This window comes from Marinobacter sp. MBR-105 (assembly GCF_053628895.1).
Genome location: NZ_JBRJHG010000001.1, coordinates 436,494 through 458,657, shown reverse-complemented (window position 1 = coordinate 458,657; position 22,164 = coordinate 436,494). Strand labels below are relative to the sequence as shown.

Annotated in this window: 23 protein-coding genes; 16 read left to right on the top strand and 7 right to left on the bottom strand. The window is 57.4% G+C overall.

The annotated features are described in order from the left end of the window. Positions 1 to 37: 37 nt before the first annotated feature. A complete protein-coding gene (ppsR, locus tag ACSSVV_RS02200; RefSeq protein WP_011785359.1) occupies positions 38 to 853 on the bottom strand; it encodes a posphoenolpyruvate synthetase regulatory kinase/phosphorylase PpsR in 816 nt (271 codons plus the stop codon). A 132-nt stretch (positions 854 to 985) separates the two neighbouring features. Here ppsR and ppsA point away from each other — a divergent pair, with 132 nt between their 5' ends. Then, the gene (gene ppsA, locus ACSSVV_RS02195) at positions 986 to 3,358 is read left to right on the top strand and encodes a phosphoenolpyruvate synthase (protein WP_014421120.1); all 2,373 of its coding nucleotides are present in this window, start codon (positions 986 to 988) and stop codon (positions 3,356 to 3,358) included. 38 nt (positions 3,359 to 3,396) lie between these two features. After that, on the top strand, positions 3,397 to 3,876 hold the full coding sequence (gene rraA / locus ACSSVV_RS02190) for a ribonuclease E activity regulator RraA (RefSeq protein ID WP_011785357.1): 480 nt from the start codon (positions 3,397 to 3,399) through the stop codon (positions 3,874 to 3,876). A 49-nt stretch (positions 3,877 to 3,925) separates the two neighbouring features. On the opposite strand, the gene ACSSVV_RS02185 is transcribed toward rraA, so the two are convergent. From ACSSVV_RS02185 to ACSSVV_RS02175, 3 genes are all read right to left on the bottom strand, one after another. Next, a complete protein-coding gene (locus ACSSVV_RS02185) occupies positions 3,926 to 4,216 on the bottom strand; it encodes a PilZ domain-containing protein (protein WP_011785356.1) in 291 nt (96 codons plus the stop codon). Between the two features lie 5 nt (positions 4,217 to 4,221). Then, complete coding sequence (locus tag ACSSVV_RS02180; protein ID WP_011785355.1) at positions 4,222 to 4,890, bottom strand: TIGR04211 family SH3 domain-containing protein; 669 nt, start codon at positions 4,888 to 4,890, stop codon at positions 4,222 to 4,224. Between the two features lie 117 nt (positions 4,891 to 5,007). Beyond that, positions 5,008 to 5,307, bottom strand: a complete 300-nt coding sequence (locus tag ACSSVV_RS02175; RefSeq protein ID WP_011785354.1) for a YciI family protein — start codon at positions 5,305 to 5,307, stop codon at positions 5,008 to 5,010. An 87-nt stretch (positions 5,308 to 5,394) separates the two neighbouring features. Here ACSSVV_RS02175 and ACSSVV_RS02170 point away from each other — a divergent pair, with 87 nt between their 5' ends. Further along, complete coding sequence (locus ACSSVV_RS02170; RefSeq protein ID WP_011785353.1) at positions 5,395 to 6,261, top strand: PHP domain-containing protein; 867 nt, start codon at positions 5,395 to 5,397, stop codon at positions 6,259 to 6,261. A 4-nt stretch (positions 6,262 to 6,265) separates the two neighbouring features. Here ACSSVV_RS02170 and ACSSVV_RS02165 read toward each other — a convergent pair whose 3' ends face one another. Both ACSSVV_RS02165 and rne read right to left on the bottom strand, forming a co-directional pair. After that, complete coding sequence (locus ACSSVV_RS02165; protein WP_011785352.1) at positions 6,266 to 6,808, bottom strand: YecA/YgfB family protein; 543 nt, start codon at positions 6,806 to 6,808, stop codon at positions 6,266 to 6,268. A 2-nt stretch (positions 6,809 to 6,810) separates the two neighbouring features. Beyond that, complete coding sequence (gene rne / locus ACSSVV_RS02160) at positions 6,811 to 9,981, bottom strand: ribonuclease E (RefSeq protein ID WP_454105489.1); 3,171 nt, start codon at positions 9,979 to 9,981, stop codon at positions 6,811 to 6,813. Between the two features lie 630 nt (positions 9,982 to 10,611). Here rne and rluC point away from each other — a divergent pair. The 3 genes from rluC to ACSSVV_RS02145 are packed head-to-tail and all read left to right on the top strand — an operon-like array spanning position 10,612 to position 13,408. Continuing rightward, a complete protein-coding gene (rluC, locus tag ACSSVV_RS02155; RefSeq protein WP_454105488.1) occupies positions 10,612 to 11,679 on the top strand; it encodes a 23S rRNA pseudouridine(955/2504/2580) synthase RluC in 1,068 nt (355 codons plus the stop codon). After that, positions 11,679 to 12,329: an HAD family hydrolase gene (locus ACSSVV_RS02150; RefSeq protein WP_023009931.1), complete on the top strand. Its 651-nt coding sequence runs from the start codon at positions 11,679 to 11,681 to the stop codon at positions 12,327 to 12,329. Before rluC ends, ACSSVV_RS02150 begins: the two co-directional genes overlap by 1 nt. 29 nt (positions 12,330 to 12,358) lie before the next feature. Then, positions 12,359 to 13,408, top strand: a complete 1,050-nt coding sequence (locus ACSSVV_RS02145) for a S49 family peptidase (protein ID WP_022991761.1) — start codon at positions 12,359 to 12,361, stop codon at positions 13,406 to 13,408. 13 nt (positions 13,409 to 13,421) lie between these two features. Here the strand turns inward: ACSSVV_RS02145 and ACSSVV_RS02140 are convergent, their stop codons facing one another. Further along, on the bottom strand, positions 13,422 to 14,015 hold the full coding sequence (locus ACSSVV_RS02140) for a Maf family protein (RefSeq protein WP_454105487.1): 594 nt from the start codon (positions 14,013 to 14,015) through the stop codon (positions 13,422 to 13,424). A 141-nt stretch (positions 14,016 to 14,156) separates the two neighbouring features. Here ACSSVV_RS02140 and ACSSVV_RS02135 point away from each other — a divergent pair, with 141 nt between their 5' ends. The 10 genes from ACSSVV_RS02135 to tmk all read left to right on the top strand — a co-directional run bounded on the left by ACSSVV_RS02135 (position 14,157) and on the right by tmk (position 22,072). After that, complete coding sequence (locus tag ACSSVV_RS02135) at positions 14,157 to 14,714, top strand: YceD family protein (protein WP_011785346.1); 558 nt, start codon at positions 14,157 to 14,159, stop codon at positions 14,712 to 14,714. A gap of 30 nt (positions 14,715 to 14,744) precedes the next feature. Continuing rightward, a complete protein-coding gene (gene rpmF / locus ACSSVV_RS02130; RefSeq protein WP_011785345.1) occupies positions 14,745 to 14,924 on the top strand; it encodes a 50S ribosomal protein L32 in 180 nt (59 codons plus the stop codon). 42 nt (positions 14,925 to 14,966) lie between these two features. Beyond that, entirely contained in the window at positions 14,967 to 15,971 is a 1,005-nt protein-coding gene (plsX, locus tag ACSSVV_RS02125) for a phosphate acyltransferase PlsX (protein ID WP_014421134.1), read from the top strand. A 127-nt stretch (positions 15,972 to 16,098) separates the two neighbouring features. Further along, a complete protein-coding gene (gene fabD / locus ACSSVV_RS02120) occupies positions 16,099 to 17,037 on the top strand; it encodes an ACP S-malonyltransferase (protein ID WP_011785343.1) in 939 nt (312 codons plus the stop codon). Positions 17,038 to 17,053: 16 nt separating this feature from the next. After that, on the top strand, positions 17,054 to 17,797 hold the full coding sequence (gene fabG / locus ACSSVV_RS02115; protein WP_011785342.1) for a 3-oxoacyl-ACP reductase FabG: 744 nt from the start codon (positions 17,054 to 17,056) through the stop codon (positions 17,795 to 17,797). Positions 17,798 to 17,929: 132 nt separating this feature from the next. Further along, a complete protein-coding gene (gene acpP, locus ACSSVV_RS02110) occupies positions 17,930 to 18,163 on the top strand; it encodes an acyl carrier protein (protein WP_008938713.1) in 234 nt (77 codons plus the stop codon). Positions 18,164 to 18,288: 125 nt separating this feature from the next. Continuing rightward, entirely contained in the window at positions 18,289 to 19,536 is a 1,248-nt protein-coding gene (fabF, locus tag ACSSVV_RS02105; RefSeq protein ID WP_011785341.1) for a beta-ketoacyl-ACP synthase II, read from the top strand. Between the two features lie 6 nt (positions 19,537 to 19,542). After that, positions 19,543 to 20,361 carry an aminodeoxychorismate lyase gene (pabC, locus tag ACSSVV_RS02100; protein ID WP_011785340.1) on the top strand — a complete coding sequence of 273 codons (819 nt, stop codon included), beginning with the start codon at positions 19,543 to 19,545 and terminating at the stop codon, positions 20,359 to 20,361. Further along, positions 20,361 to 21,431, top strand: coding sequence for an endolytic transglycosylase MltG (gene mltG / locus ACSSVV_RS02095; protein ID WP_011785339.1), 1,071 nt, complete (start codon positions 20,361 to 20,363; stop codon positions 21,429 to 21,431). Before pabC ends, mltG begins: the two co-directional genes overlap by 1 nt. Further along, entirely contained in the window at positions 21,428 to 22,072 is a 645-nt protein-coding gene (gene tmk / locus ACSSVV_RS02090) for a dTMP kinase (RefSeq protein ID WP_011785338.1), read from the top strand. The genes mltG and tmk overlap by 4 nt, the downstream gene beginning before the upstream one ends. Positions 22,073 to 22,164 lie beyond the last annotated feature (92 nt).

Genomic DNA, 22,164 nt, shown 5'->3' with positions numbered 1-22,164 from the left:
GGCAGAGGGCCATTGGCTCTCTGCCGGGTTTCCTGCCTCAGCGGTGCCGCTTCAGGCCCGTTGTCACCATGATTCTGGTCGAGATTTCCTCAACGGAATACGCCGTAGTATTCAGATAGGGAATCCGCTCCCGCTTGTACATTAATTCGATTTCTTCAATCTCATGCATGCATTGCTGCAGCGATGAGTAGCGGGAGTTCGGTCGGCGCTCGTTACGAATGGTGGCAAGGCGTTCCGGTTCGATGGTCAGGCCAAACAGTTTTTCCTTATGGGGCCGGAGCGCGGCGGGCATCTTCTGGTCGTCCAGATCTTCTTCGGTAATCGGATAGTTGGCGGCCTTGATGCCGTACTGCAGGGCCAGGTACAGGCAGGTGGGCGTTTTACCGCTCCGGGATGCCCCGATCAGAATCAGGTCGGCCTCATCGTAATGCCGGGTGCGGGCACCGTCGTCATTGTCCAGCGCGAAGTTGACTGCGTGGATCCGGCGCTCGTAGCTGCCCGCGTTATTGATGGAGTGGGATTTGCCTACGGAGTAGGAGGACGACGAGTTGAGTTCCTGCTCCAGAGGGTTCAGGAAGGTTCCGAAGATATCTACCATAAAGCCGTCTGCCCGGCTGATAATTTCCCTGATGCCGCCATTAACGATGGTGTCGAATACCAGCGGCCGTTCCCCATCGATTTCCGACGCTTTGTTGATGCGGCTGACAAGATCCCGGGCCTTCTCCTCATCGTCGATATAGGGCACGGTAACCCGCTCAAACTCGATTTTTTCAAACTGCGCCAAAAGGGCATGGCCGAGCGCTTCTGCCGTAAGGCCAGTGCCATCAGAGATAAAAAACGCCGTTCTTTTCATGGTCGTATCCGGTCTGGTTTGAACTTTTTCCCGGGAGTCTTTGGTTGCCTCCCTAGGTAATTTCCGCAGCTTACAGTATCATACACGCCAGATTCGAGACTCCGCGCTACACAGACTCAAGGGAGACACGCTTTGGAAGATTACATTATCTGGTTTGACCACCTGGGAATGTCCGACGTAGACCGGGTTGGAGGCAAGAATGCTTCCCTCGGTGAAATGATCAGTAATCTCGCCAATGCTGGTGTTACCGTCCCTGGCGGTTTCGCTACCACTGCTCATGCTTACCGTGAATTCCTGGCCACCGACGGCCTGAAAGACCGCATTGACGAAGCCCTGGATGCCCTGGATGTCAACGACGTTAACGAACTGGCGCGGGTTGGCTCCCAGATTCGCCAGTGGGTAATCGACACCGCGTTTCCGGAAGTGCTGGATAACGCCTTGAAAGAAGCTTATGCCAAGCTTCAGGCCGGTAATGACCAGATGGCTGTCGCGGTGCGTTCCTCCGCCACCGCGGAGGACCTTCCTGATGCCTCTTTCGCCGGCCAGCAGGAAACCTTCCTGAACGTGGTGGGCCTGGAGCAGGTTCGTACCTCGGTGAAAGAGGTGTTTGCCTCGCTGTTCAATGACCGGGCGATCTCCTATCGCGTGCACCATGGTTTTGATCACAAGCTGGTAGCGTTGTCTGCCGGTATCCAGAAGATGGTTCGCAGTGAAACCGCTTCCAGCGGTGTTATGTTCACCCTGGATACCGAGTCCGGTTTCCGCGATGTCGTGTTTATTACCTCCTCATACGGCCTCGGTGAAACCGTGGTGCAGGGTGCCGTGAACCCTGACGAATTCTACGTACACAAGCCGACCCTGGAAGCCGGACGTCCGTCGGTATTGCGCCGTAACCTCGGCAGCAAGGCCATCAAGATGGTTTACCATTCCGAACCGGGTGAAGGTAAGTTTGTTGAAACCGTGAAGGTAGAGCAGGAAGACCGTAATCGTTTTTCCATCACCGATGCGGAAGTGGAAGAACTGGCCAAGCAGGCCATGATTATTGAAAAGCATTACCAGCGCCCGATGGACATTGAGTGGGCCAAAGATGGTGATGACGGCAAGATCTACATCGTTCAGGCCCGGCCGGAAACGGTCAAGAGTCGTGCAGCTGCCAATGTGATGGAACGTTACCTGCTGAAGGAAACCGGCAAAGTACTGGTGGAAGGTCGCAGTATCGGCCACAAGATCGGCAGTGGCCCGGTGAAGATCATCACCAGCATTAACGAAATGGACCGGGTACAGGCCGGCGACGTGCTCGTCACCGATATGACCGACCCGGACTGGGAGCCGGTGATGAAGCGGGCTTCGGCCATTGTTACCGACCGTGGCGGCCGTACCTGCCACGCCGCCATTATTGCCCGGGAGTTGGGTATTCCGGCGGTTGTGGGCTGTGGCGATGCCACCGAGGTGCTCAAGGATGGTCAGGACGTGACCGTCTCCTGCGCCGAAGGTGACACCGGTATGATCTACGAGGGTGCTCTGGACTTCGAGCTGCGTGAGAATACCGTGGACTCCATGCCCAACATTCCGTTCAAGATCATGATGAACGTGGGTAACCCGGACCGCGCCTTTGACTTCCAGGCGCTGCCCAATGAAGGTGTGGGCCTGGCCCGCCTTGAGTTCATCATTAACCGGATGATCGGCGTGCACCCGAAAGCGCTGTTGAACTTCGATGGCCTGCCCCGTGACATCAAACAGACCGTGGAAAAGCGCATTTCCGGCTATGCCTCACCGGTGGATTTCTACGTGGACAAGCTGGTGGAAGGTATTTCCACCCTGGCAGCGGCGTTCGCTCCGAAGAAAGTGATTGTGCGTTTGTCCGACTTCAAATCCAATGAGTACGCCAATCTGATTGGTGGCACCCTGTACGAGCCGGACGAAGAAAACCCGATGCTGGGCTTCCGTGGTGCATCGCGCTATATCTCCGATACCTTCCGCGACTGTTTCGAGCTTGAGTGTCGGGCTCTGAAGAAGGTCCGTAATGAAATGGGCCTGACCAACGTTGAAGTGATGGTGCCGTTTGTACGGACTGTCGGCGAAGCCGAACAGGTGGTGAACCTGCTGGCGGAAAACGGCCTGAAGCGCGGTGAGAACGGCCTGCGGGTCATCATGATGTGTGAACTGCCGGCCAATGCCATTCTGGCGGAGCAGTTCCTGGAGCACTTTGATGGCTTCTCCATCGGTTCCAACGATCTGACTCAGCTGACGCTCGGTCTTGACCGGGATTCCGGTATCATTGCCCACCTGTTCGATGAGCGTAACGATGCGGTGAAGGCGCTCTTGTCCAACGCTATCCAGGCCTGCAAGAAAACCGGTAAGTATATCGGCATCTGTGGTCAGGGCCCGTCAGATCATCCGGATCTGGCCAAGTGGCTGATGGATGAGGGCATTGATACTGTGTCTCTGAACCCGGATTCGGTACTCGATACCTGGTTCTTCCTGGCCGACGAGAAGATCGACTGATCACCAACACTTGGGAATGGGAAAAGGAGAGCGACAACGTGAGCAAGATTATTACTCCGGATCTGTGTGACGAATTTCCGGAAGTGCAGGTGGTCGAACCTGGCTTCAACAATTACGGTGGCGTGCGCCAGTTCGGCGGTGAGATCGTGACCGTGAAGTGCTTTGAAGACAACTCAGTGGTTAAAGAGCAGGTTGGGCTGCCCGGTAACGGCCGCGTGATGGTGGTTGACGGTGGCGCGTCCAAGCGCAATGCACTGCTGGGGGATATGCTGGCCGAGAAAGCCGCGGAAAACGGCTGGGCTGGCCTGATCATCTATGGCTGCATCCGTGATGTAGATGAGATTGGACAGACTACTCTGGGCGTTCAGGCCCTGGGTACCGTACCGCGCAAGACCGAAAAGCGTGGTATCGGTGATCTGAATATCCCGGTGACATTCCACGGTGTGACGTTCAAGCCCGGGCAGTATGTGTATGCCGATAACAACGGCATCATCGTCTCCGAGAAGCCGCTGGTTTAAGCCGCGGCCTCGGCACAGACAAAAACGGCGGCCTTTGGGCCGCCGTTTTTTATTGGGTCACTTCTATGATGTTGATTCCGAGCAGATAACCATCACCATCCGGCTCGCAACGCACCACCTCACCGAGCGTCTCCAGGGGCGGGAACTGATCCCCAGCGGACTCCATTCGGGTCCTCAGCTCTTCGCCAATCCTGAACGGTCGTTCCACTGCTACTTGCATACCGGCGGCACTGAGATCCCGGCAGGTACCGGTGTGGGTTTCACCATCGTTGCCGATAATCGTGATGGTGCTGTTCACCTGCATACGATGGAAGTCGCGCTTCTCAGAGTAATCTTTCATCACCTTTACGCCCAGTTGTCGGTTTTTCTTGTCGGTTTGAGCATGGGAATGATCAGGGCCAGCAGTACGCCGCCAAACACGAGGCCCGCGCCCAGAAGCATGAAATCAGATTCCTTGCTGGCCTCAAGACGCTCGTTTTCCGCTGTCAGTACTTCCAGATCATTCCGCAGTTTCTGGTTTTCTTCGCGCAATTCACGGTTACGACGCTCAAGATTGATGGAGTCAGCGGCAATATTCTTGATGCGTTGTAGTTCAGTTTGCAGGTCTTCAGCCCGATTGGAAAGATTATTCTCGGCATTCTGCAGAGAATTTCGTTCTTCGGTAACGGTTGCCAGTTGCTGCCGTGTTTCGGTCAGCTCGGCCCGTGCCGCATCCAGCTGCTGGCTGACTCTTCGTAGTTGGTCTGCGGCGATGGGTTCATTGCTCAGGTATTGGCTCGATACCCAGCCTTCGGTGCCTTTCGGGGTGCGTACGCGGGTATAGCTCTCACCGGTCTCGAGAACTTCCAGTGGCGTTCCGCTGGGAACCGCGTTTTCGATGATCCGGTACTGGCTGCCAGCGCCCGAGCGCACAGGCAGGTAAAGCTGATCATCGACCCAGACGGTGCGCGCCTGCGCAACGGAAACGGAGCTGACAATAAGCACAAGGCTGAAAAGGAGGCGGAGCGGTGTCACGGAGTACGTTCCCTGATAGTGTTATTACTGATGATTTAAACCCGCAATTCTGTCACAAGGTGGCCGCTATTCAAGCACCTCAGCGTTACAATCCGCTCATGCTGGCGGCTGGTGCGTTCAGGGCAGCACCACCTTGTAGGGTTTGACGATTACCTTTTCATACACGCCGGCATCGACGTAGGGATCTGCATCGGCCCAGGCCTGAGCCTTCTCCAGCGATTCAAACTCGGCGATGACCAGGCTACCACTGAAGCCTGCTTCTCCAGGATCGGGCGAATCAATGGCGGGATGGGGGCCGGCTACCAGTAACCGACCTTCGGCCTTGAGCTGTTCCAGCCGGGCCAGGTGCGCGGGTCGGGCTTCTTTGCGCAAGGGCAGGCTGTTGGCAATGTCTTCGCTGATGATGGCGTAATACATGAGTTCTCCGATCTGCGATCAGCTGAGGTTAGGGGCACTGCCTGAAGGCTGCTACACTGGTGCCCGTTTCGTTAATCAGGAATGTTCGTGACTATACCCCAAGACTCCAGAACGTGCATTGATCTGCATTGCCATAGCACGGCATCCGATGGCGCGCTGTCTCCCGAGGCTCTGGTAGCCAGAGCTGTTGAGCAAGGGGTTAGCCATCTGGCATTGACCGATCACGACACCATCGCTGGCCTTGAAGTGGCGAGAAGTGCGGCATCAGGTTCCGGCCTCTCCCTGATTAACGGTGTGGAGCTTTCCTGTGTCTGGCGCAGTCATACCATTCATGTGGTTGGGCTCGATTTTGACGAACGTGATCCCGCGTTTCTCGCCGCACTTGAGCGCCAGAACGAGAACCGCTGGCAGCGGGCGCGTATGATCGCCGACAGGCTAAGCCGCCTGAACGTCGACCAGCTTCTTGAGCGGGCGACGAAAGTGGCCGGAGGGGACGTGCCCGGGCGCCCGCATTTTGCCGAAGTTCTGGTGGAAGACGGTGTTGTACCCAAGGTGGCGCACGCGTTTAAACGGTATCTGGGAACTGGCAAGCCAGGAGATGTAAAGGCGTGTTGGCCGGAGTTGCCGGAGGTGGTGCAATGGATCGTGGCGGCCGGCGGGATTGCTGTGCTGGCGCATCCCAGGAAATATCGTCTCACAGCAACCCGTTTACGGGCATTAACTGCGGATTTCGGCCGTGCCGGAGGGCAGGGCATTGAGGTGTCAGTGTCGGGCCAGTCCAGTGGCGATCTGGGTTTTGTGGCCGAGCTGGCGCGGCGGGAAAAACTCTGGGCCTCTCAGGGCAGTGATTTTCACTTCCCGGGAGCTCCCTGGTGTGAGCTGGGGCGCATAATGAAAATGCCAGAGGGGCTGGAGCCCGTCTGGCATCATTTTCGGCAACCGATTGAAGCCTGAGGCTTCAATCCGGCGCGTGGAACAACAGGTATAGGTCGGTCAGCGAGTCCGGGATGGCCTCTGCCATCTTGGCTGACAGCTTCTCGTCATTCCGGACTTTCTGGAAGTCCTCGTCCTCAAACAGGCCAGACAGTGTCAGCATCGGCACCATGAGGTCAGCTACTTCATCCTCATCCGCAGCTTGCAGCCAGGCCTCCTCATGCTCGAGGAAGGTATCGACGAAGCCCGCACACCAGTTTTCCAGAGCATTCATCGGGTCGCCGTCTTCTGGCTCCGGCAGCTCCAGTGGCTGGCCCATATCCAGGGCGTGGGCCATATCCCGTGCAAGCTCATTTACACAATGGGTAAACGTGTCGGGAATGCCGTTATCCGGCAACTGATCTGTGCCTGTGGCAAGGCGGAAGAGGTCTTCCGCCTTCAGGCTGACCGGCCCGATCACGCTGGCACACACCACGCCGTGGAACCCGAAAAAGTCCAGGGCATGATCTCCCCAGGGTTCTGCGAACAGAATGTCTTCCAGCGCTTCGATGTCCGAGTTGCTCAGCATGATCAGTTGCTCCCGGCCTGCTTGGCCTCTTCTGCCTTTTTGGCTTCTTCGGCCGCGCGTTGGCGCTTGCGGACCTCCCTTGGGTCATTATAGGCCCGGCCCGGAGTCACCGGGATAGCTTCCGATGCACTGGCTTCCTGAGTCTCTTCTTTCTGCTCCGCTGGCTTTTCGCTGGCCGGAGCTGGCTCGGCTTTTACGGGCTCTGCAGGCTGCTCCGGTTTGTCAGCGGTTTTTTCGCTGCTGGATCCGGCCTGCTTCTCCGGCGCCGTATCTACTTCAGGCTCGGTTTTAGCGGCCTCGGCTTTCTGTTCCGGCGCCTTGTCGGCTTTATCCTCGGCAGCCTTCTGATCAGAAGCCGCGCCGGTTTCCGGCTCAGACGCCTTCGGTGAGTCAGCCTTGGCTTGCCGGGGTGCCTTGGCCTCTGCCTTGACCGGTTCTTTGTCTTCGGCTTTGGCAGGCTCGGCGCTGGCCTTTTCTGCAGGCTGCTCGGCTTCTGTTGCGGTGACCTGCTCGGTACGCTGAGGCTTGGCGGCCTGTTTCTGCTCGGCTTCTGCCGGCAAGCTCTCCTTGTCACCCTTGTCTTCGGCAGCACCGGATTTTTCAGCGCTATCCGCAGAGCGAGGCTTGCGCTGGCGGCCGGAGCTGCGGCCTCTGCGGCCGTCAGACTTCTCTTTGCGGCTGCTCTCATCCTTTGCTTCAGGCTTGTCTTCTGCTGAGGGAGCCTCTTTCTGCTCGGCCTGTTCGGTTTTGGTCTCCGGCTTCTCGGCCATTTCCTGTTGTTCAGGCTTGCGGCTCTCTGGCGCAGTTTTGGTTTCCGGCGTTGTTGCGGCCGGTTGCTCGGCTTTATCTACGCGCGGCTCACTGGCTTTAGCGTCCACAGGAGCTGTCTTGTCAGCCGCTTTTTCCGGCTGGGTATCTTTCTGGTGCTTCTCGCTGCGTTCCGCTTTGCGTTCTGCTGGCGTAGATGCCGGAGTCTCGGCGGGGGAGCCGTCCCGGTTACGTTGCCGGCGTGGTTTGCGTTGCTTGTCGTCACCGCCCTGCTTGTCGTTGGAAGGTCCCTTCTGGGATTCCTGCTGTTCCCGGTTGTCCTGCGGGCCTTTCTGGTCACGCTGGGGACGGTTCCGGTTCTGGCCGCGACCCTGTGAGTCCTTGCGGTTGTCCCGGCGGTTGTCATTTCCCTTGCTGTCGCCAGAGCGGTCGTCCCGGTTGGAACGGTTCTGGCCACCGCGTTCACCACGATTCTGATCGTCACCACGGCCACCACGATTGCGGCCCCGGTTCTCGTCGCCACGGTTCTGCTGGCTACCCTGGCGGCGATCGTTGCCGCTGCGGTTGCCGCCGGAGCGTTGGTCATCGCGGGCAACGCGGGATTTGCGGCGATCCTGGCGGGCCTGGTTCCGACGCTCTTCACTCCGGTTGCGGTTGGTGTCGCGGCTGGCTTCCTGCTCCGGTTCTTCGCCCCGGAAGAAGCACGCGATCTTCTTGCCCAGTTTGCGGAACAGGCCTTCTTCCTGCTCAGCAGCAGCCGTTGGCGCAGCGGCTGTCGGTGCTGGGGCTGGCGCAGAGGGGCGGATAGCTTTCACGGCGGCCTGTTCGCGCACCGGTTTCTCGGCACTTGCAACTTCTACGGCTGCCTCTTCCTCGCGCTCGCTGTACTGTTGAGCTACCTGATGGCTGGAGACATGCTCTGGAGAGGTTTCGTCCTGACGCAGGCGCAGAATCTCGAAGTGCGGCGTTTCCATGTTGGGCACAGGTGCGACCACAACCGCTACGCCTTGACGGGCTTCAATGTCGGCCAGCTGCTTGCGTTTTTCATTCAGCAGGAAGGTGGCCACAGAAACCGGCACCATGGCTCGTACTTCTGCGGTCTTCTCCTTGGAGGATTCTTCGTAGATCAGGCGCATGATGCTCAGCGCCAGAGATTCGATACCCCGGATGGTGCCCTGGCCTTCACAGCGTGGGCAAACCTCGCTGCGGGTCTCGCCCAGTGAGGGACGCAGACGCTGGCGTGACATTTCCAGCAGGCCGAAGCGGGATATCTTGCCAACCTGAACGCGGGCCCTGTCGATTTCCAGGGCTTCGCGCATTTTCTGTTCGACTTCACGCTGGTGCTTGGCCGGGGTCATGTCGATGAAGTCGATAACGATCAGGCCGCCCATGTCACGCAGGCGCAGTTGCCGTGCGATTTCCTCAGCCGCTTCAAGATTGGTTTGCAGGGCCGTTTCTTCAATATCCTGACCCTTGGTGGCCCGGGATGAGTTGATGTCAATGGACACCAGGGCTTCGGTCGGGTCGATGACAATCGAGCCGCCGGAGGGCAGTTTCACTTCGCGCTGGAACGCCGTTTCGATCTGGCCTTCGATCTGGTAACGACTGAACAGAGGGATTTCGTCCTTGTACAGCTTGATCTTGTTCTCGAAGGTGGGCATGACCGCCCGAACGAAGCTCAACACGTCTTCGTAAACGTTATCGGCATCGATCAGGACTTCGCCGATATCCTGGCGGAGGTAATCGCGCACAGCGCGGATGATGACATTGCTTTCCTGGTGGATCAGGAAAGGCGCTTTGCGCTCGCCAGCTGCCTGGGTAATGGCTTCCCAGAACTGTACCAGGTAGTCGAGGTCCCACTGGAGCTCTTCGGTGGTGCGGCCAATACCGGCAGTACGCACAATAATGCCCATGGACTTCGGCACCTGGACACCGTTCATGGCCTCTTTCAACTGGGCTCGGTCATCGCCTTCAATCCGGCGTGAGATACCGCCTGCACGGGGATTATTCGGCATCAGCACCAGATAACGGCCAGCCAGGGAGATGAAGGTGGTCAGGGCGGCGCCCTTGTTGCCACGCTCTTCCTTGTCGACCTGAACGATTACTTCCTGACCTTCAGAGACAACATCCTTGATGTTGATTTTGCCCTCAATCTGCCCGGGCGATTTCTTGAAATACTCTTTGGAGATTTCCTTCAGGGGCAGGAAGCCGTGGCGCTCTGCGCCAAAGTCAACGAAAGCCGCTTCAAGGCTGGGTTCTACCCGGGTAATGCGGCCCTTGTAGATGTTGGCCTTTTTCTGTTCGCGGGTACTGGATTCGATATCAAGGTCGAACAGCCGTTGGCCGTCAACCAGCGCGACGCGCAACTCTTCGGGATGAGTTGCATTGATCAGCATTCTTTTCATGGAAAGAAAGGGTTCCTGTCGTTTGTTGGTGACAGAAAACCGGGGGGATTCGCATCAGCGAAGCAGGATGTGCGTGCCGCGGGCCCTTTACAGCAGGCAGGCCGGCGGCCAGACGGATCATACCCTTATGGGGTGCAATCCTGGGTGTCTGAGACCACCGCCGACATCCCGCCTGCCGGTTGGCAGGTCGAGGTCGAATAGGGTGAGAGTCTGTTGACGCATAATATCCGTTTCAGGTTCACACAAACCCCTGGGTCTCACGTCGTATTGGTTTGCTGGACGGCCCGGGTTTGCGTGGCAATGATTCTTCGCGATGTCGCCCGACGGTTTTCCAGTCGGTTTTCCTCTCCCGGAGCAGGTAACAGCCTTTCTCGGTCTGGCCTGTGATTCCGGGAGTCTGTTTCCCGCTGCATCCGTTAATGATTGGTTTTGCAGCGTTCAAACTCTTAATCAGTATCGGTATACTGCTGCCGCTCCGGCTTCTGACCAGAGTTCGTCAGGCCGTAGACAAACGGCAGAGCACGCCGGAATATAACAGGTACGGCGTGGCCAGGCAACTCCTCAGTTGCGTCCGTCCCGGTATGCTGGGGCGGCCATACGATGCCGCAATTCATCAACGCAAGGGTTTACATGTCGCGCTCCCCCGATTCCCGTAAGACAAAGGGTCGTCGCCCCCCCAGTGGGAAGGTCCGTGAAGTCGGAAAGGCCGTTGTAAAAACGGGGACTGATCGTGTTCCGGGAAAGGTGGCGACAGAGGTTCAGTGGATTACCGTTGATGAGGATATGGCAGGGCAGCGGGTGGATAATTTCCTGCTTGCACGATTGCGGGGGGTGCCTAAAAGCATTGTCTACCGCATTGTCAGAAAGGGTGAGGTGCGGGTAAACAAAGGGCGTGTAAAGCCTGATACCCGTCTTAATCCGGGGGATGTGGTCAGAATTCCGCCGCTGGTGCAGCAGGCCAGGGCGGAGCAGCCCAGGCCCGGCAGTCGGGTGCAGGGGGTTATGGAGGCTGCGGTCGTTTTCGAGAACGATGAAATGCTGGTGGTGAACAAGCCCTCCGGTATAGCGGTTCATGGTGGAAGCGGACTGAGTTTCGGTTTGATTGAAGTGTTGCGCTCGGCCCGGCCGGAAGCCAGGTTCCTTGAACTGGTTCATCGTCTGGATCGCGATACGTCTGGTCTGGTAATGGTGGCCAAAAAGCGATCCGCGTTACGGTTTTTGCAGGATGAGCTGCGGCAGAAGCGGATTTGCAAGTATTACCACGCTCTGGTGGTCGGCAGTTGGCCGGAAAATGTTGATCGTGTTGCTGAGCCACTGTTGCGTTTTGAGATGCCTAATGGCGAGCGTCGGGTTCGGGTCAGTGAGGAGGGCAAGAGTTCCCTGACTTTGTTTACCTGTTTGCAGCGATTTCAGGGGTATAGTCTTGTTGAGGCATCGCCGGTGACCGGAAGAACTCACCAGATTCGGGTACACAGTGCCTGGGCGGGTCATCCGATTGCCGGGGATGACAAGTATATGGATGATGCGAGCCTGAAAGCTTTCCGGGCCATTGGTGGGCAGCGCTTGATGTTGCACGCCAGGGCTCTTGAGTTTTCGCTTCCGGGTTCGGGCGAGCCCATGCGGCTGGAAGCAGTATACGACGGGCCCTTTTCCGGGGTGCTCGAAGAATTGACCAAGCGAAGCGGGAAGCGGTCTTGATGAAGGTAAAAGTCGTTATTTTTGACTGGGACGGAACGCTGATTGATTCAGTGGACCATATCGCTGACAGCCTGCACCAGGCGGCAACGGAGCTGGGGTATCCAGAGCTGGAGCGAGAGGCCTATCGCGATATTATTGGTCTGGGCATGATTGAGGCGTTGGAGAAATTGTATCCAGGGCTGAGTCGTGAGGAGATGGTTCGTATTCGTGAAGGTTATGCCGGTTACTTCTTCAAGAAGGTGACCACGCCCCAGAATGTGTTCGACGGCATGGCCGATGTGGTTGCCGATCTCCGGGGTTCCGGGCGTGGGTGTTCGGTGGCGACTGGCAAGAGTCGGCGGGGTCTTGAATTGGCGTTGACCTCCAGTGGTCTGGGGTCGCATTTTGATATCACGCGCTGTGCGGATGAAACCCGGTCCAAGCCGCATCCGTTGATGCTGGAGGAAATCCTGGCGTTCTACGGCTATGAACCGGAAGAGGCTGTGATGATTGGCGATACCCGTTACGATCTGGAGATGGCTCAGCGTATTGGCATGCCCTCCATCGGTGTGGAGTGGGGGGTGCATAAGCGTGATGTGCTTGAGACCTATGATCCTCATGCAGTGGTGAACTCAGTGGCGGACCTCCGGAAGGTGTTGGGTCTGCGCTAACAGCAGGACGTTGCAAGTAAGGAAGACGAATGAGCGAGTGGGATTCGGATAAGCAGTCGGAGTGGGGCGACAAGCCCGTTGAGTCAGAAGCCCGGGGCGCCCGAGGTGGCTTGTTTGGCAGCAGGAAGCCGTCGATGCCGCCGGAGACGGGGCGTGATTGGCGTCTGATTGAAAAGCTGGTGATGTCCTTGCAGGCAGAGCAGCGACGCAGTCGTCGTTGGGGTATTTTCTTCAAGCTACTCACGTTCGGATATCTGTTTGCGCTGCTGTTCATGATTCGTGCGCCCTTCGGAGAAGGCGTCGGGGCCACAGTGGGAAGCCATACCGCGCTGGTAGAGGTGAGTGGCCCGATTGCTGCTGATGAGCTGGCCAGTGCAGATAACCTGGTCGGGGCATTGCGTGCCGCGTTTGAGGCCGAGAGCTCGAAGGCGGTTGTGCTGCGGATTAACAGTCCGGGCGGCAGTCCGGTGCAGTCCGGCTATGTCTATGACGAGATCAAGCGGTTGAGGGAGGAGTATCCCGACAAGAAGATCTACGCGGTGATTTCTGATATTGGTGCATCGGGCGCTTATTACATTGCCGCAGCAGCCGATGAGATATACGCCAACCGGGCCAGTCTGGTCGGATCGATTGGTGTAGTGGCCGGTGGTTTTGGCTTCACTGAGGCGATGGAAAAGATTGGCGTGGATCGTCGTCTCTATACCGCAGGTGACAACAAGGCTTTCCTGGACCCGTTCTCGCCGGAGCAGGAGGAAGAGGTTGCGTTCTGGCAGAGTGTGCTTGAAAACACCCACAAGCAGTTCATCGAAGCGGTCAGGCAGGGACGTGGCGATCGCCTGGCGGATGACCCCAGGCTGTTCAGTGGCCTGGTCTGGAGTGGTGAGCAGGCGGTTGAGCTGGGGCTTGTAGATGGTCTGGGCAGTTCATCCTGGGTCGCGCGCCAGTTGGTGGGCGAAGAGGAGCTTGTCGATTACAGTCGCAGCCGCTCTCCTTTTCAGGAGTTTGTGGATCAGCTGGGGGTGGCCGTTGGTGAAGGTGTCGCAACCCGGTTGATGGAGTCACGACTGGAGCTCCGATAAGTTGCCTCGGGCATCAGTCCAGCAATGGATTGATGCCCAGCTCTCTCAGTATACGGGTGAGCGCAATCAGCGGTAGGCCGATCAGGCTGTTGGGATCGTCGCCCTGAAGGCGGCTGAAAAGGGCGATGCCAAGACCTTCCATCTTAAAGCTGCCCGCGCAGTCGTAAGGCTGCTCTTTCTGCAGGTAGCCTTCAATTTCCTCTTCCTGTAAGTCCCTGAAGTGCACCTCAAACGGTTCGCAGTGAGTTTGAAGGTTGCCGCTTCGGGTATCCAGAACGGCCAGACCGGTGAGAAAGCGCACCCGGTTGCCACTGCTTCGCATCAATTGCTGTTTTGCTGTGTCGTAGTGGCCGGGTTTGCTCAGCAGGCTGCCATCCGGTAATGCCGCCACCTGGTCGGAGCCGATGATGATATGGTCCGGAAAGCGCGGGGCGAGAGCTTTTGCTTTGCTTTCTGCAAGCCGGACGGCCAGGGCTTCGGCTGCTTCTCCTGGAATGGGGGTTTCGTCAATGTCGGGGCTGGCAGTGTCGAACGCGAGGTCGAGCCGGGCCAGCAATTGCGTGCGGTAGGGTGAGGAAGAGGCCAGTAGCAGCTTGGGAGGAAGCATGGGGTTTCAGGTCCGGTCGGTTGGATATGGGAGTTCTTTGGGGCTCATATCGTAAAATACCCCTATTCCGGGCGAAAGGCCCGGCAGAAAGTCGATTAAGTCTTTGACAGAGGCGGGTCTCGCCCCTAAAATTGCGCGCCTATGTCCAAAGCGCCGATCGTCGAACTGCCCAGATCTGTCGACCCAAACAAGTTGGCAGAGCAGAACACAACGCTTGAAGGGGTGATTCCTTTCAGGGGGCTTTCTCGTTTTCGTGAAGCTGTGCCGGGACTGCCAGAAGATGGTGAGTGCAGCGTAAAGCTGTCTTTCTATCGGGATGGGGAGCGTCGCCGGATAGTGTCGGGTGAGTTGTCTGCGCCGGTCATTCTGGAATGCCAGCGCTGCATGGGTGACATGCAGGTGACTCTGGAATCCCGTTTTGATCTCGGTCTGGTCATCAGTGATGAGCAGGCGCAGCGGTTGCCGAAAGCGTTGGAGCCATTTCTGGTAGAAGATTTCAACGCCGATCTCTGGGCAATGGTGGAAGACGAGTTGCTTCTGGTGCTGCCGCCATTTCCGCTCCACGAGCGGGAGGAGTGTCCGGCAAAAGAAGATCTTGAAGCGCTCGAAGAGCCCGAGGCTGCCGAAGAGCCCGAGACAGAGCAAAGAAAAGAGAACCCGTTCAGTGTTCTGGCGGGACTTAAGACGACAAAGCATTAACGTATTCGAAAATAGGTCAGGAGCATAACCATGGCTGTACAGCAAAATCGCAAAACTCGTTCAAAGCGTGGCATGCGCCGTTCACACGACGCACTGAGTGCTGCTGCTCTGTCTACCGACGCAACAACTGGTGAAGTTCATCGTCGCCATCACGTGTCTCCAGACGGTTTCTACCGTGGCAAGCAGGTGGTTGAGGCTCGCGACGAGTAATTCGTCGGGAATTTCTTCTGACCTGTGCCGCATGGACGAGTGGTGAACACGCCGGTCACCATTGCCATTGATGCTATGAGCGGTGATCGCGGTGCCGCGGTTGTCGTCCATGCTGCGCTGGAAGCAGTGCGTGAAAACGAAGCCTTGAGTCTTGTTCTGGTGGGAATCCGGAGCGAGCTCGAGGCTTTGTTGCATGAGGGGCATGCCCGTATTCGCATTGTTGAGGCTGCCGACGTCGTTCGTATGAACGAGCGGCCTTCCCATGCCCTCCGCCACAAGAAAAACTCCTCTATGGCCATTGCGCTCAGTCTCGTGCGGGACGGAGAAGCGCAGGGCTGTGTCAGTGCCGGAAATACCGGTGCGCTGATGGCATTCGGTCGCTCGATCATTCGGATGTATCCCGGGATTGAACGTCCTGCCATCGCAAAGCTGATCCCCTCTCTGCGTGGCCGTTGCCATGTCCTGGATCTTGGTGCCAACGTCGATTCCACAGCGGAGAATCTCTACCAGTACGCCCTGATGGGGTCCCTGATGGCATCCGCTATCTGCCGCCAGTCCGAGCCACGGGTGGCACTGCTGAATGTCGGTGAGGAAGAAATCAAGGGTAATGAACAGGTCCGGCTCGCATCACACATGCTGGCCCAGTGCGACACCATCAACTACATCGGTTATGTCGAGGGAAGTGACCTTTTTCGCGATGTCGCCGATGTTGTAGTGTGTGACGGTTTCGTGGGCAATATAGCCCTCAAGACCGGAGAGGGGGTTGCCGGCCTGTTGATCGAATTGCTGGAGCAGGCATTCACACGCTCCATGTACGGTCGTTTTGTGGGCTTGCTGGCCAGGCCGATTATCGGGCGACTTCTGCAATTGATGGACCCTTCCAGGCACAATGGCGCCAGTCTGCTCGGGTTGCAGGGTGTGGTCATCAAGAGTCACGGCAACGCCAATGAGCGGGCGATGCTGGCGGCGATCCGGCAGGCCGTTCGTGAGGTTCAGCTGGAAGTGCCACGAAGGATCAACGAAAGACTCGATGATCTGATGTTATGATCCCTCCTCGTTACCGGGAGCGCGACTAAAGTCGTCCCGCATCCCGGCTCTTATTCGCGGATAATTGGCCCTGATTGTACTATTGGCTAATCTTCAGTAACCCTTCAATGACGATAAGATTCCGCTTATGAAATCAGCGTTTGTTTTTCCCGGACAAGGCTCCCAGTCACTCGGCATGTTATCTGCTGCCGCTGAAGCGTGGCCGATGATCACCGAAACGTTTGACGAGGCGTCCAACGTTCTTGGCTATGACCTGTGGCATCTTTGTCAGCATGGCCCCGCCGAAGAGCTCAATAAAACCATGGTTACTCAGCCTGCTCTGCTGACCGCAAGTGTTGGGCTGTGGCGGCAGTGGTGTGTATCTGACGGCCCCCGGCCGGATTTTGTTGCTGGCCACAGTCTGGGTGAATACAGCGCCCTGGTGGCGGCGGAAAGCCTGGATTTTATTGAAGCTGTAAAGCTGGTTCAGCTGCGCGGTGAACTGATGCAGGATGCCGTGCCTGAAGGGCAGGGGCGTATGGCGGCCATTCTGGGTCTTGAGGACTCGGATGTGGTGTCGGCGTGTGAGGAGTCTGCTGAAGGTGATGTGGTTGCCGCAGTGAATTTTAACGCGCCGGGCCAGGTGGTTATTGCCGGTAGCGCAGCGGCCGTTGAAAGGGCCATTGAAGCCTGCAAAGCCAAAGGTGCCCGCAAGGCCATGCCGTTGCCGGTTTCGGTTCCCTCCCACTGTGCGCTCATGAAGGGGGCGGCGGAACAGTTGGCTGAAGCCCTTGAGGATATTCGGTTTAACGATGCTGTCATTCCCGTTGTCCAGAATGTCAATGCTGAGCCGGCAAGGGATGCAGAGGTGCTGAAAGCTAATCTGCTCAAGCAGCTATACTCACCGGTGCTGTGGACAAACTCGGTACAGCGGCTGTCTACCGAAGGGGTGGGTGTGGCTGTTGAGTGTGGCGCCGGCAAGGTACTGGCCGGTTTGATCAAACGTATCGATCGTTCTCTGCCGGTTCACGGCATCGAGAGTCCTGATTCTCTGGCTGAAGCCCTTAAGGCCTTTGGTCAGTCCTGATTACACGGAGTGAATTATGTCTTTGGAAGGCAAAGTTGCATTGGTAACCGGCGCCAGTCGAGGCATTGGCAAAGCCATTGCTCATGAACTTGCCCGGCAGGGAGCCGAAGTGGTGGGTACCGCGACCAGTGCCGAGGGGGCCCAGGCCATTACCGATGGCCTGAAAGAAGCGGGTTTCAGTGGCTATGGCATTGTTATGAATGTGGCAGAGCCCGAGAGCATCGAGGCTGGCCTCAAGCAGCTTGCCGAGCAATCAGGTGCGCCCCTGATTCTGGTCAATAATGCCGGCATCACCCGTGATAACCTTCTGATGCGCTTGAAAGACGATGACTGGTCTGAGGTTCTGGAAACCAACCTGTCCAGCGTCTATCGCACCAGCAAGGCGGTATTGCGTGGTATGGCGAAAGCCCGTTGGGGCAGAATCATCAATATCAGCTCAGTGGTTGCTGGTATGGGAAATCCCGGGCAGGGCAATTACTGTGCGGCGAAGGCCGGTGTTGAGGGTTTTACCCGTAGCCTGGCCAAGGAAATGTCTAACCGCGGTATCACGGCGAACTGCGTGGCACCTGGTTTTATTGACACAGACATGACCAAAAAACTGGACGATAAGCAGCGTGAGGCTATGCTGGAAATCATACCGGCTGGTCGCCTGGGGTCGCCGGAGGAGGTTGCCGCTGTGGTGGCTTTCCTGGCATCGGACGGCGCCGCTTACGTAACCGGAGAAACCATTCATGTGAATGGCGGCATGTACATGGGTTAAGTCCGTTCCGGGCTGGTGTGCAACCCCTTGTCGCACAACATGTTTGACAGAATCCCTGCTTGTTTGCAGGTGGGGTTTAAACTAAACTGGCAGCCATAGAGTTGCTTGGTTGACACATAAAGTGAGGACATTATGAGTACAGTTGAAGAGCGCGTTAAGAAGATTGTTTGTGAGCAGTTGGGCGTGAAAGAGTCCGAAGTTCAGAACACATCTTCTTTTGTAGAGGATCTTGGCGCTGACTCACTGGACACTGTTGAGCTGGTTATGGCCCTGGAAGAGGAATTCGAGACAGAGATTCCTGACGAAGAGGCCGAAAAGCTGGGCACCGTTCAGGACGCGATCGACTACATTGTCGCGCACACCTGATACCCTGCGAATCAGATAGCCAGGCAAAAGCCGTCCTTTGGGCTTATTGAAGGACGGCTTTTTTATTGGTCGGACATTGGCCAGCAGTGAACCATCAGAGACGGAACAATCGGGTGATTGGGGATATGAGCAAGCGACGGGTTGTCATCACGGGAATGGGTATGCTTTCTCCGGTGGGGAATGATGTGACGTCTTCCTGGGAAGCCATTCGTGCCGGACGCAGTGGCATCGGACTGATTGACCGCTTTGACGCGTCCGAGTACACCACTCGCATTGGCGGTGCCGTCAAGGATCTTGATATCGAGCCCTGGTTGTCCAGCAAGGAAGCGCGAAAGCTGGATGCCTTTATTCACTATGGCCTGATTGCAGCGCAGCAGGCGGTAGATGACAGCGGCCTTGAGCAATACAGCAAGCTCGACAAGGAGCGGGTAGGGATTGCCATAGGTTCAGGTATCGGTGGCCTGGAATACATCGAAAAGAACGTTCTTCAGATGGATAAGGCCGGCCCGCGCAAGGTTTCGCCGTTTTTTGTGCCGGCATCCGTCATCAATATGATTTCCGGTAATGCGGCGATCCGTTTCGGCTACAAGGGGCCGAATATTGCGATCGTGACCGCCTGTACCACTGGAACACACAATATCGGCTATGCCGCCAGAACCATCGCCTACGGCGATGCCGATGTCATGCTGGCCGGCGGCTCTGAAATGGCGACCACACGCAGCGGCGTGGCGGCATTTTCCTCCGCCCGGGCCCTGTCGACCCGCAATGATGAGCCGGAAAAGGCCAGTCGCCCCTGGGATCGTGACCGTGACGGCTTTGTACTCAGTGATGGCGCCGGCGTTGTGGTTCTGGAAGAGCTGGAACACGCCAGGGCGCGAGGAGCAACCATTTACGGCGAAGTCATCGGCTTTGGTATGAGCGATGACGCCCATCACATCACGGCCCCCCCGGCCGATGGTGAGGGTGCGGCGCGCTCCATGCGAAATGCCATCCGCGATGCCGGCATCAGCCCGGATCTGGTCGGATACATCAATGCCCATGGAACCTCCACTCAGGTTGGCGATGTGGCTGAGGTGGCTGCAGTCAAATCGGTGTTTGGCAGCCATGCGGAAAAACTGGCCATGAGCAGCACCAAATCCATGACCGGACACCTGCTGGGCGCCGCGGGTGCCGTTGAGGCTATATTCTCGGTATTGGCAGTCCGGGACGGGGTGTTGCCGCCCACCATCAACCTTGATCATCCGGATGAAGGTTGTGATCTGGACTTTGTGGCGCACAAATCCAGAGATGCCGATGTGAAGGTCGCGTTGTCGAATTCGTTCGGCTTTGGCGGCACCAACGGGACCCTGATCGTCAGCCGCTACGAGGGTTGAGCCCGGGTGTTGAAGCTCTACTGGGCAGACGACGACTGCCTGCTCCCTGGTGACCGGGGGCTGGCATATGGAGATGGCCTGTTCGAAACCATCAGGGTGAACGGGGATTCCGCGCCTTTGCTGGTCTATCACCTTGACCGGTTGATGCGGGATGCCGGGCGCCTGGGTATTCGGCTGAGTCGGCCCGAACTGGAGTCAGCGGTTGCCCATGCAATGAAGCGCTATGGCGCCATTCATGGCATCAGCCACTGGGTGCTCAAGCTGGTGGTAACCCGTGGCAGCGGTGGCCGCGGATATCGGCCGGCAGCTGATGTCAGCCCCCATCTGTATCTGTTCCATTCTGTTCTTCCTCCGCTACCGCCCGAAACCGGGGTTATGGTGGACTTCTCCCGGGTACCGTTGACGGTCAATCCACTCCTGTCTGGCATCAAGAGCCTCAATCGGCTGGAGCAGGTAATGGCGGCCCGTGAAATGAAGGATCCAACGTTTGAATTGCTGATGACCAACGCGGCAGGGCATGTAGTTGAAGGTACCAGAACCAATTTATTCCTGCATGGCCCTGATGGTTGGAGAACACCTCCGGCGGCCTCGTTGGCGGTTTCCGGTGTGATGCGCCGAAAGGTGATCGAATGCCTGCTCGCGGCGGGTGAGCCGTTCCGGGAATGTGAACTGCAGGTGGAGGACCTGCTGGGCCGCGAATGCCAGGGTCTGTACCTGACCAACAGCGTGCTTGGAGTTGTTCCGGTTCGCAATCTGGCGGGCCTTGATTTGCCTGTGGGCAACCGGCTTGCGACAATTTGCGATCCTCATAAGCGACCGGATTGATGCGCGTGTTCAAAAAGCTACTCGTAGGTATTGTTGCTCTTGCTGTTCTGGCGGTTACCGGCAGTGGTCTCTGGCTCTGGCAGGGTTTGAAAACACTTGAGACCCCGGTTGTCCTTGACGAGCCCACTCTGTTTTCTGTCGAGCCCGGTACGGCGTTTGGTCGCGTTGCGCGGGAGCTGGCTGCGAAAGGATTTGTGGATGATCCGCTCTGGCTGCGGATTCACGGGCGCCTGAACCCGGAGCAGACTCTGATCAAGGCTGGGGACTACGAGTTCACCTCTGGTATGACCCCGGTCGACATGATCAACCAGATGGTAGAAGGTAAGGTCAAGCTCTGGTCCGTGCAGTTTATCGAGGGCTGGACCTTTGCCGAGATGCGGGCAGCGCTGGCGCGCACCGACAGGCTCACCAGGCAGACCACCGATTGGACGGATGAGGAGATCATGGCGGCTCTGGGAGCCGAAGGGCAGCATCCCGAGGGCTGGTTTTTCCCGGATACCTACCTGTTTCACGGTGGTGAAACCGATCTCGATATTCTCAAAAGGGCCTACAACATCATGACCGAGGTCCTTGAGGAGGAATGGCAGAACCGTGAGGAAGGGCTTCCGTACGACAACGCCTATGAGGCACTGATCATGGCGTCGATTGTGGAGCGTGAAACCGGAGTGGCCGGCGAGCGACAACAGGTGGCGGGTGTGTTCGTCCGGCGCCTGAAGAAGGGTATGCGCCTGCAGACGGACCCAACGGTTATTTACGGTATGGGTGACAAATATCGGGGCCGGATTGGTCGCAGTGATCTTCGTACCTGGACACCCTATAACACGTATCGCATTGATGGCCTGCCGCCAACGCCTATTGCGTTACCGGGACGAGAATCCATTCATGCCGCGTTGCATCCGGATGACGGCGATGCCCTGTACTTTGTCGCCCGGGGGGATGGCAGTCACAAGTTTTCCCGTACGCTTGCCGAGCACCAGAAAGCCGTGCGTGAGTTCCAGCTGAACCGCCGGGAAGATTACCGTTCATTCCCGGCCCCGGATTCAGAAACCAGCAGTAACGGAGAGCAATGATTTTGGCCAGAGGGCGATTCATTACATTCGAGGGTACCGAAGGGGTTGGCAAGTCAACACAGCTGGATAACGCTGCGAAAACCCTGGAACGGCTTGGTATTGATTACATTGTGACCCGTGAGCCAGGTGGCACCCCTATGGCAGAAAGCATCCGTGAGCTGTTGCTGGCCCCCAGAGAGGAGTCAGTACACGAAACCACCGAGCTGCTGCTGATGTTTGCCGCCAGGGCTCAGCACCTCCATAACAGAATCCTCCCGGCACTTTCCGCCGGTAAGTGGGTTCTCTGTGACCGGTTTACCGATGCCACCTTCGCCTATCAGGGAGGTGGCCGTGGCGTCTCCAGAGAACGGATTGCGTTGCTTGAGGCTCTGGTTCAGGGTGAGATGCGTCCGGACCACGTTATCCTGCTGGATGCACCTGTGGAAACCGGTATGGCTCGTGCTCGAAAGCGCGGTGAGCTTGACCGGTTTGAGCGGGAGGCGCAGGCATTTTTTCAGCGGATACGGGAAACCTATCTGGAGCGCGCGACGGAAATGCCCGGGCGCTACCATGTGGTAAACGCCGCCTTACCCCTCGAGCAGGTATCCGAGAGTGTATCAGCCCTCCTGACCGCACTGGCAAAACTGCCGGTTTCTGACTGACAGCAGACAGATCGCTGGCGAATCCCGGTGTTTTCGTGCACTTTTTGTAATGTTCTGCTTTAATTGAGGAACATTCTCGATAACGGCTTTCA

What these genes read in the sequence shown, in the direction of transcription:
- ppsR (WP_011785359.1), bottom strand. Translation starts at nt 853, where the DNA reads ATGAAAAGAACGGCGTTTTTTATCTCTGATGGCACTGGCCTTACGGCA.
- ACSSVV_RS02185 (WP_011785356.1), bottom strand. Translation starts at nt 4,216, where the DNA reads ATGAAAGATTACTCTGAGAAGCGCGACTTCCATCGTATGCAGGTGAAC.
- ACSSVV_RS02175 (WP_011785354.1), bottom strand. Translation starts at nt 5,307, where the DNA reads ATGTATTACGCCATCATCAGCGAAGACATTGCCAACAGCCTGCCCTTG.
- ACSSVV_RS02165 (WP_011785352.1), bottom strand. Translation starts at nt 6,808, where the DNA reads ATGCTGAGCAACTCGGACATCGAAGCGCTGGAAGACATTCTGTTCGCA.
- rne (WP_454105489.1), bottom strand. Translation starts at nt 9,981, where the DNA reads ATGAAAAGAATGCTGATCAATGCAACTCATCCCGAAGAGTTGCGCGTC.
- rluC (WP_454105488.1), top strand. Translation starts at nt 10,612, where the DNA reads ATGTCGCGCTCCCCCGATTCCCGTAAGACAAAGGGTCGTCGCCCCCCC.
- ACSSVV_RS02150 (WP_023009931.1), top strand. Translation starts at nt 11,679, where the DNA reads ATGAAGGTAAAAGTCGTTATTTTTGACTGGGACGGAACGCTGATTGAT.
- ACSSVV_RS02145 (WP_022991761.1), top strand. Translation starts at nt 12,359, where the DNA reads ATGAGCGAGTGGGATTCGGATAAGCAGTCGGAGTGGGGCGACAAGCCC.
- ACSSVV_RS02140 (WP_454105487.1), bottom strand. Translation starts at nt 14,015, where the DNA reads ATGCTTCCTCCCAAGCTGCTACTGGCCTCTTCCTCACCCTACCGCACG.
- ACSSVV_RS02135 (WP_011785346.1), top strand. Translation starts at nt 14,157, where the DNA reads ATGTCCAAAGCGCCGATCGTCGAACTGCCCAGATCTGTCGACCCAAAC.
- rpmF (WP_011785345.1), top strand. Translation starts at nt 14,745, where the DNA reads ATGGCTGTACAGCAAAATCGCAAAACTCGTTCAAAGCGTGGCATGCGC.
- fabD (WP_011785343.1), top strand. Translation starts at nt 16,099, where the DNA reads ATGAAATCAGCGTTTGTTTTTCCCGGACAAGGCTCCCAGTCACTCGGC.
- fabG (WP_011785342.1), top strand. Translation starts at nt 17,054, where the DNA reads ATGTCTTTGGAAGGCAAAGTTGCATTGGTAACCGGCGCCAGTCGAGGC.
- acpP (WP_008938713.1), top strand. Translation starts at nt 17,930, where the DNA reads ATGAGTACAGTTGAAGAGCGCGTTAAGAAGATTGTTTGTGAGCAGTTG.
- fabF (WP_011785341.1), top strand. Translation starts at nt 18,289, where the DNA reads ATGAGCAAGCGACGGGTTGTCATCACGGGAATGGGTATGCTTTCTCCG.
- mltG (WP_011785339.1), top strand. Translation starts at nt 20,361, where the DNA reads ATGCGCGTGTTCAAAAAGCTACTCGTAGGTATTGTTGCTCTTGCTGTT.
- tmk (WP_011785338.1), top strand. Translation starts at nt 21,428, where the DNA reads ATGATTTTGGCCAGAGGGCGATTCATTACATTCGAGGGTACCGAAGGG.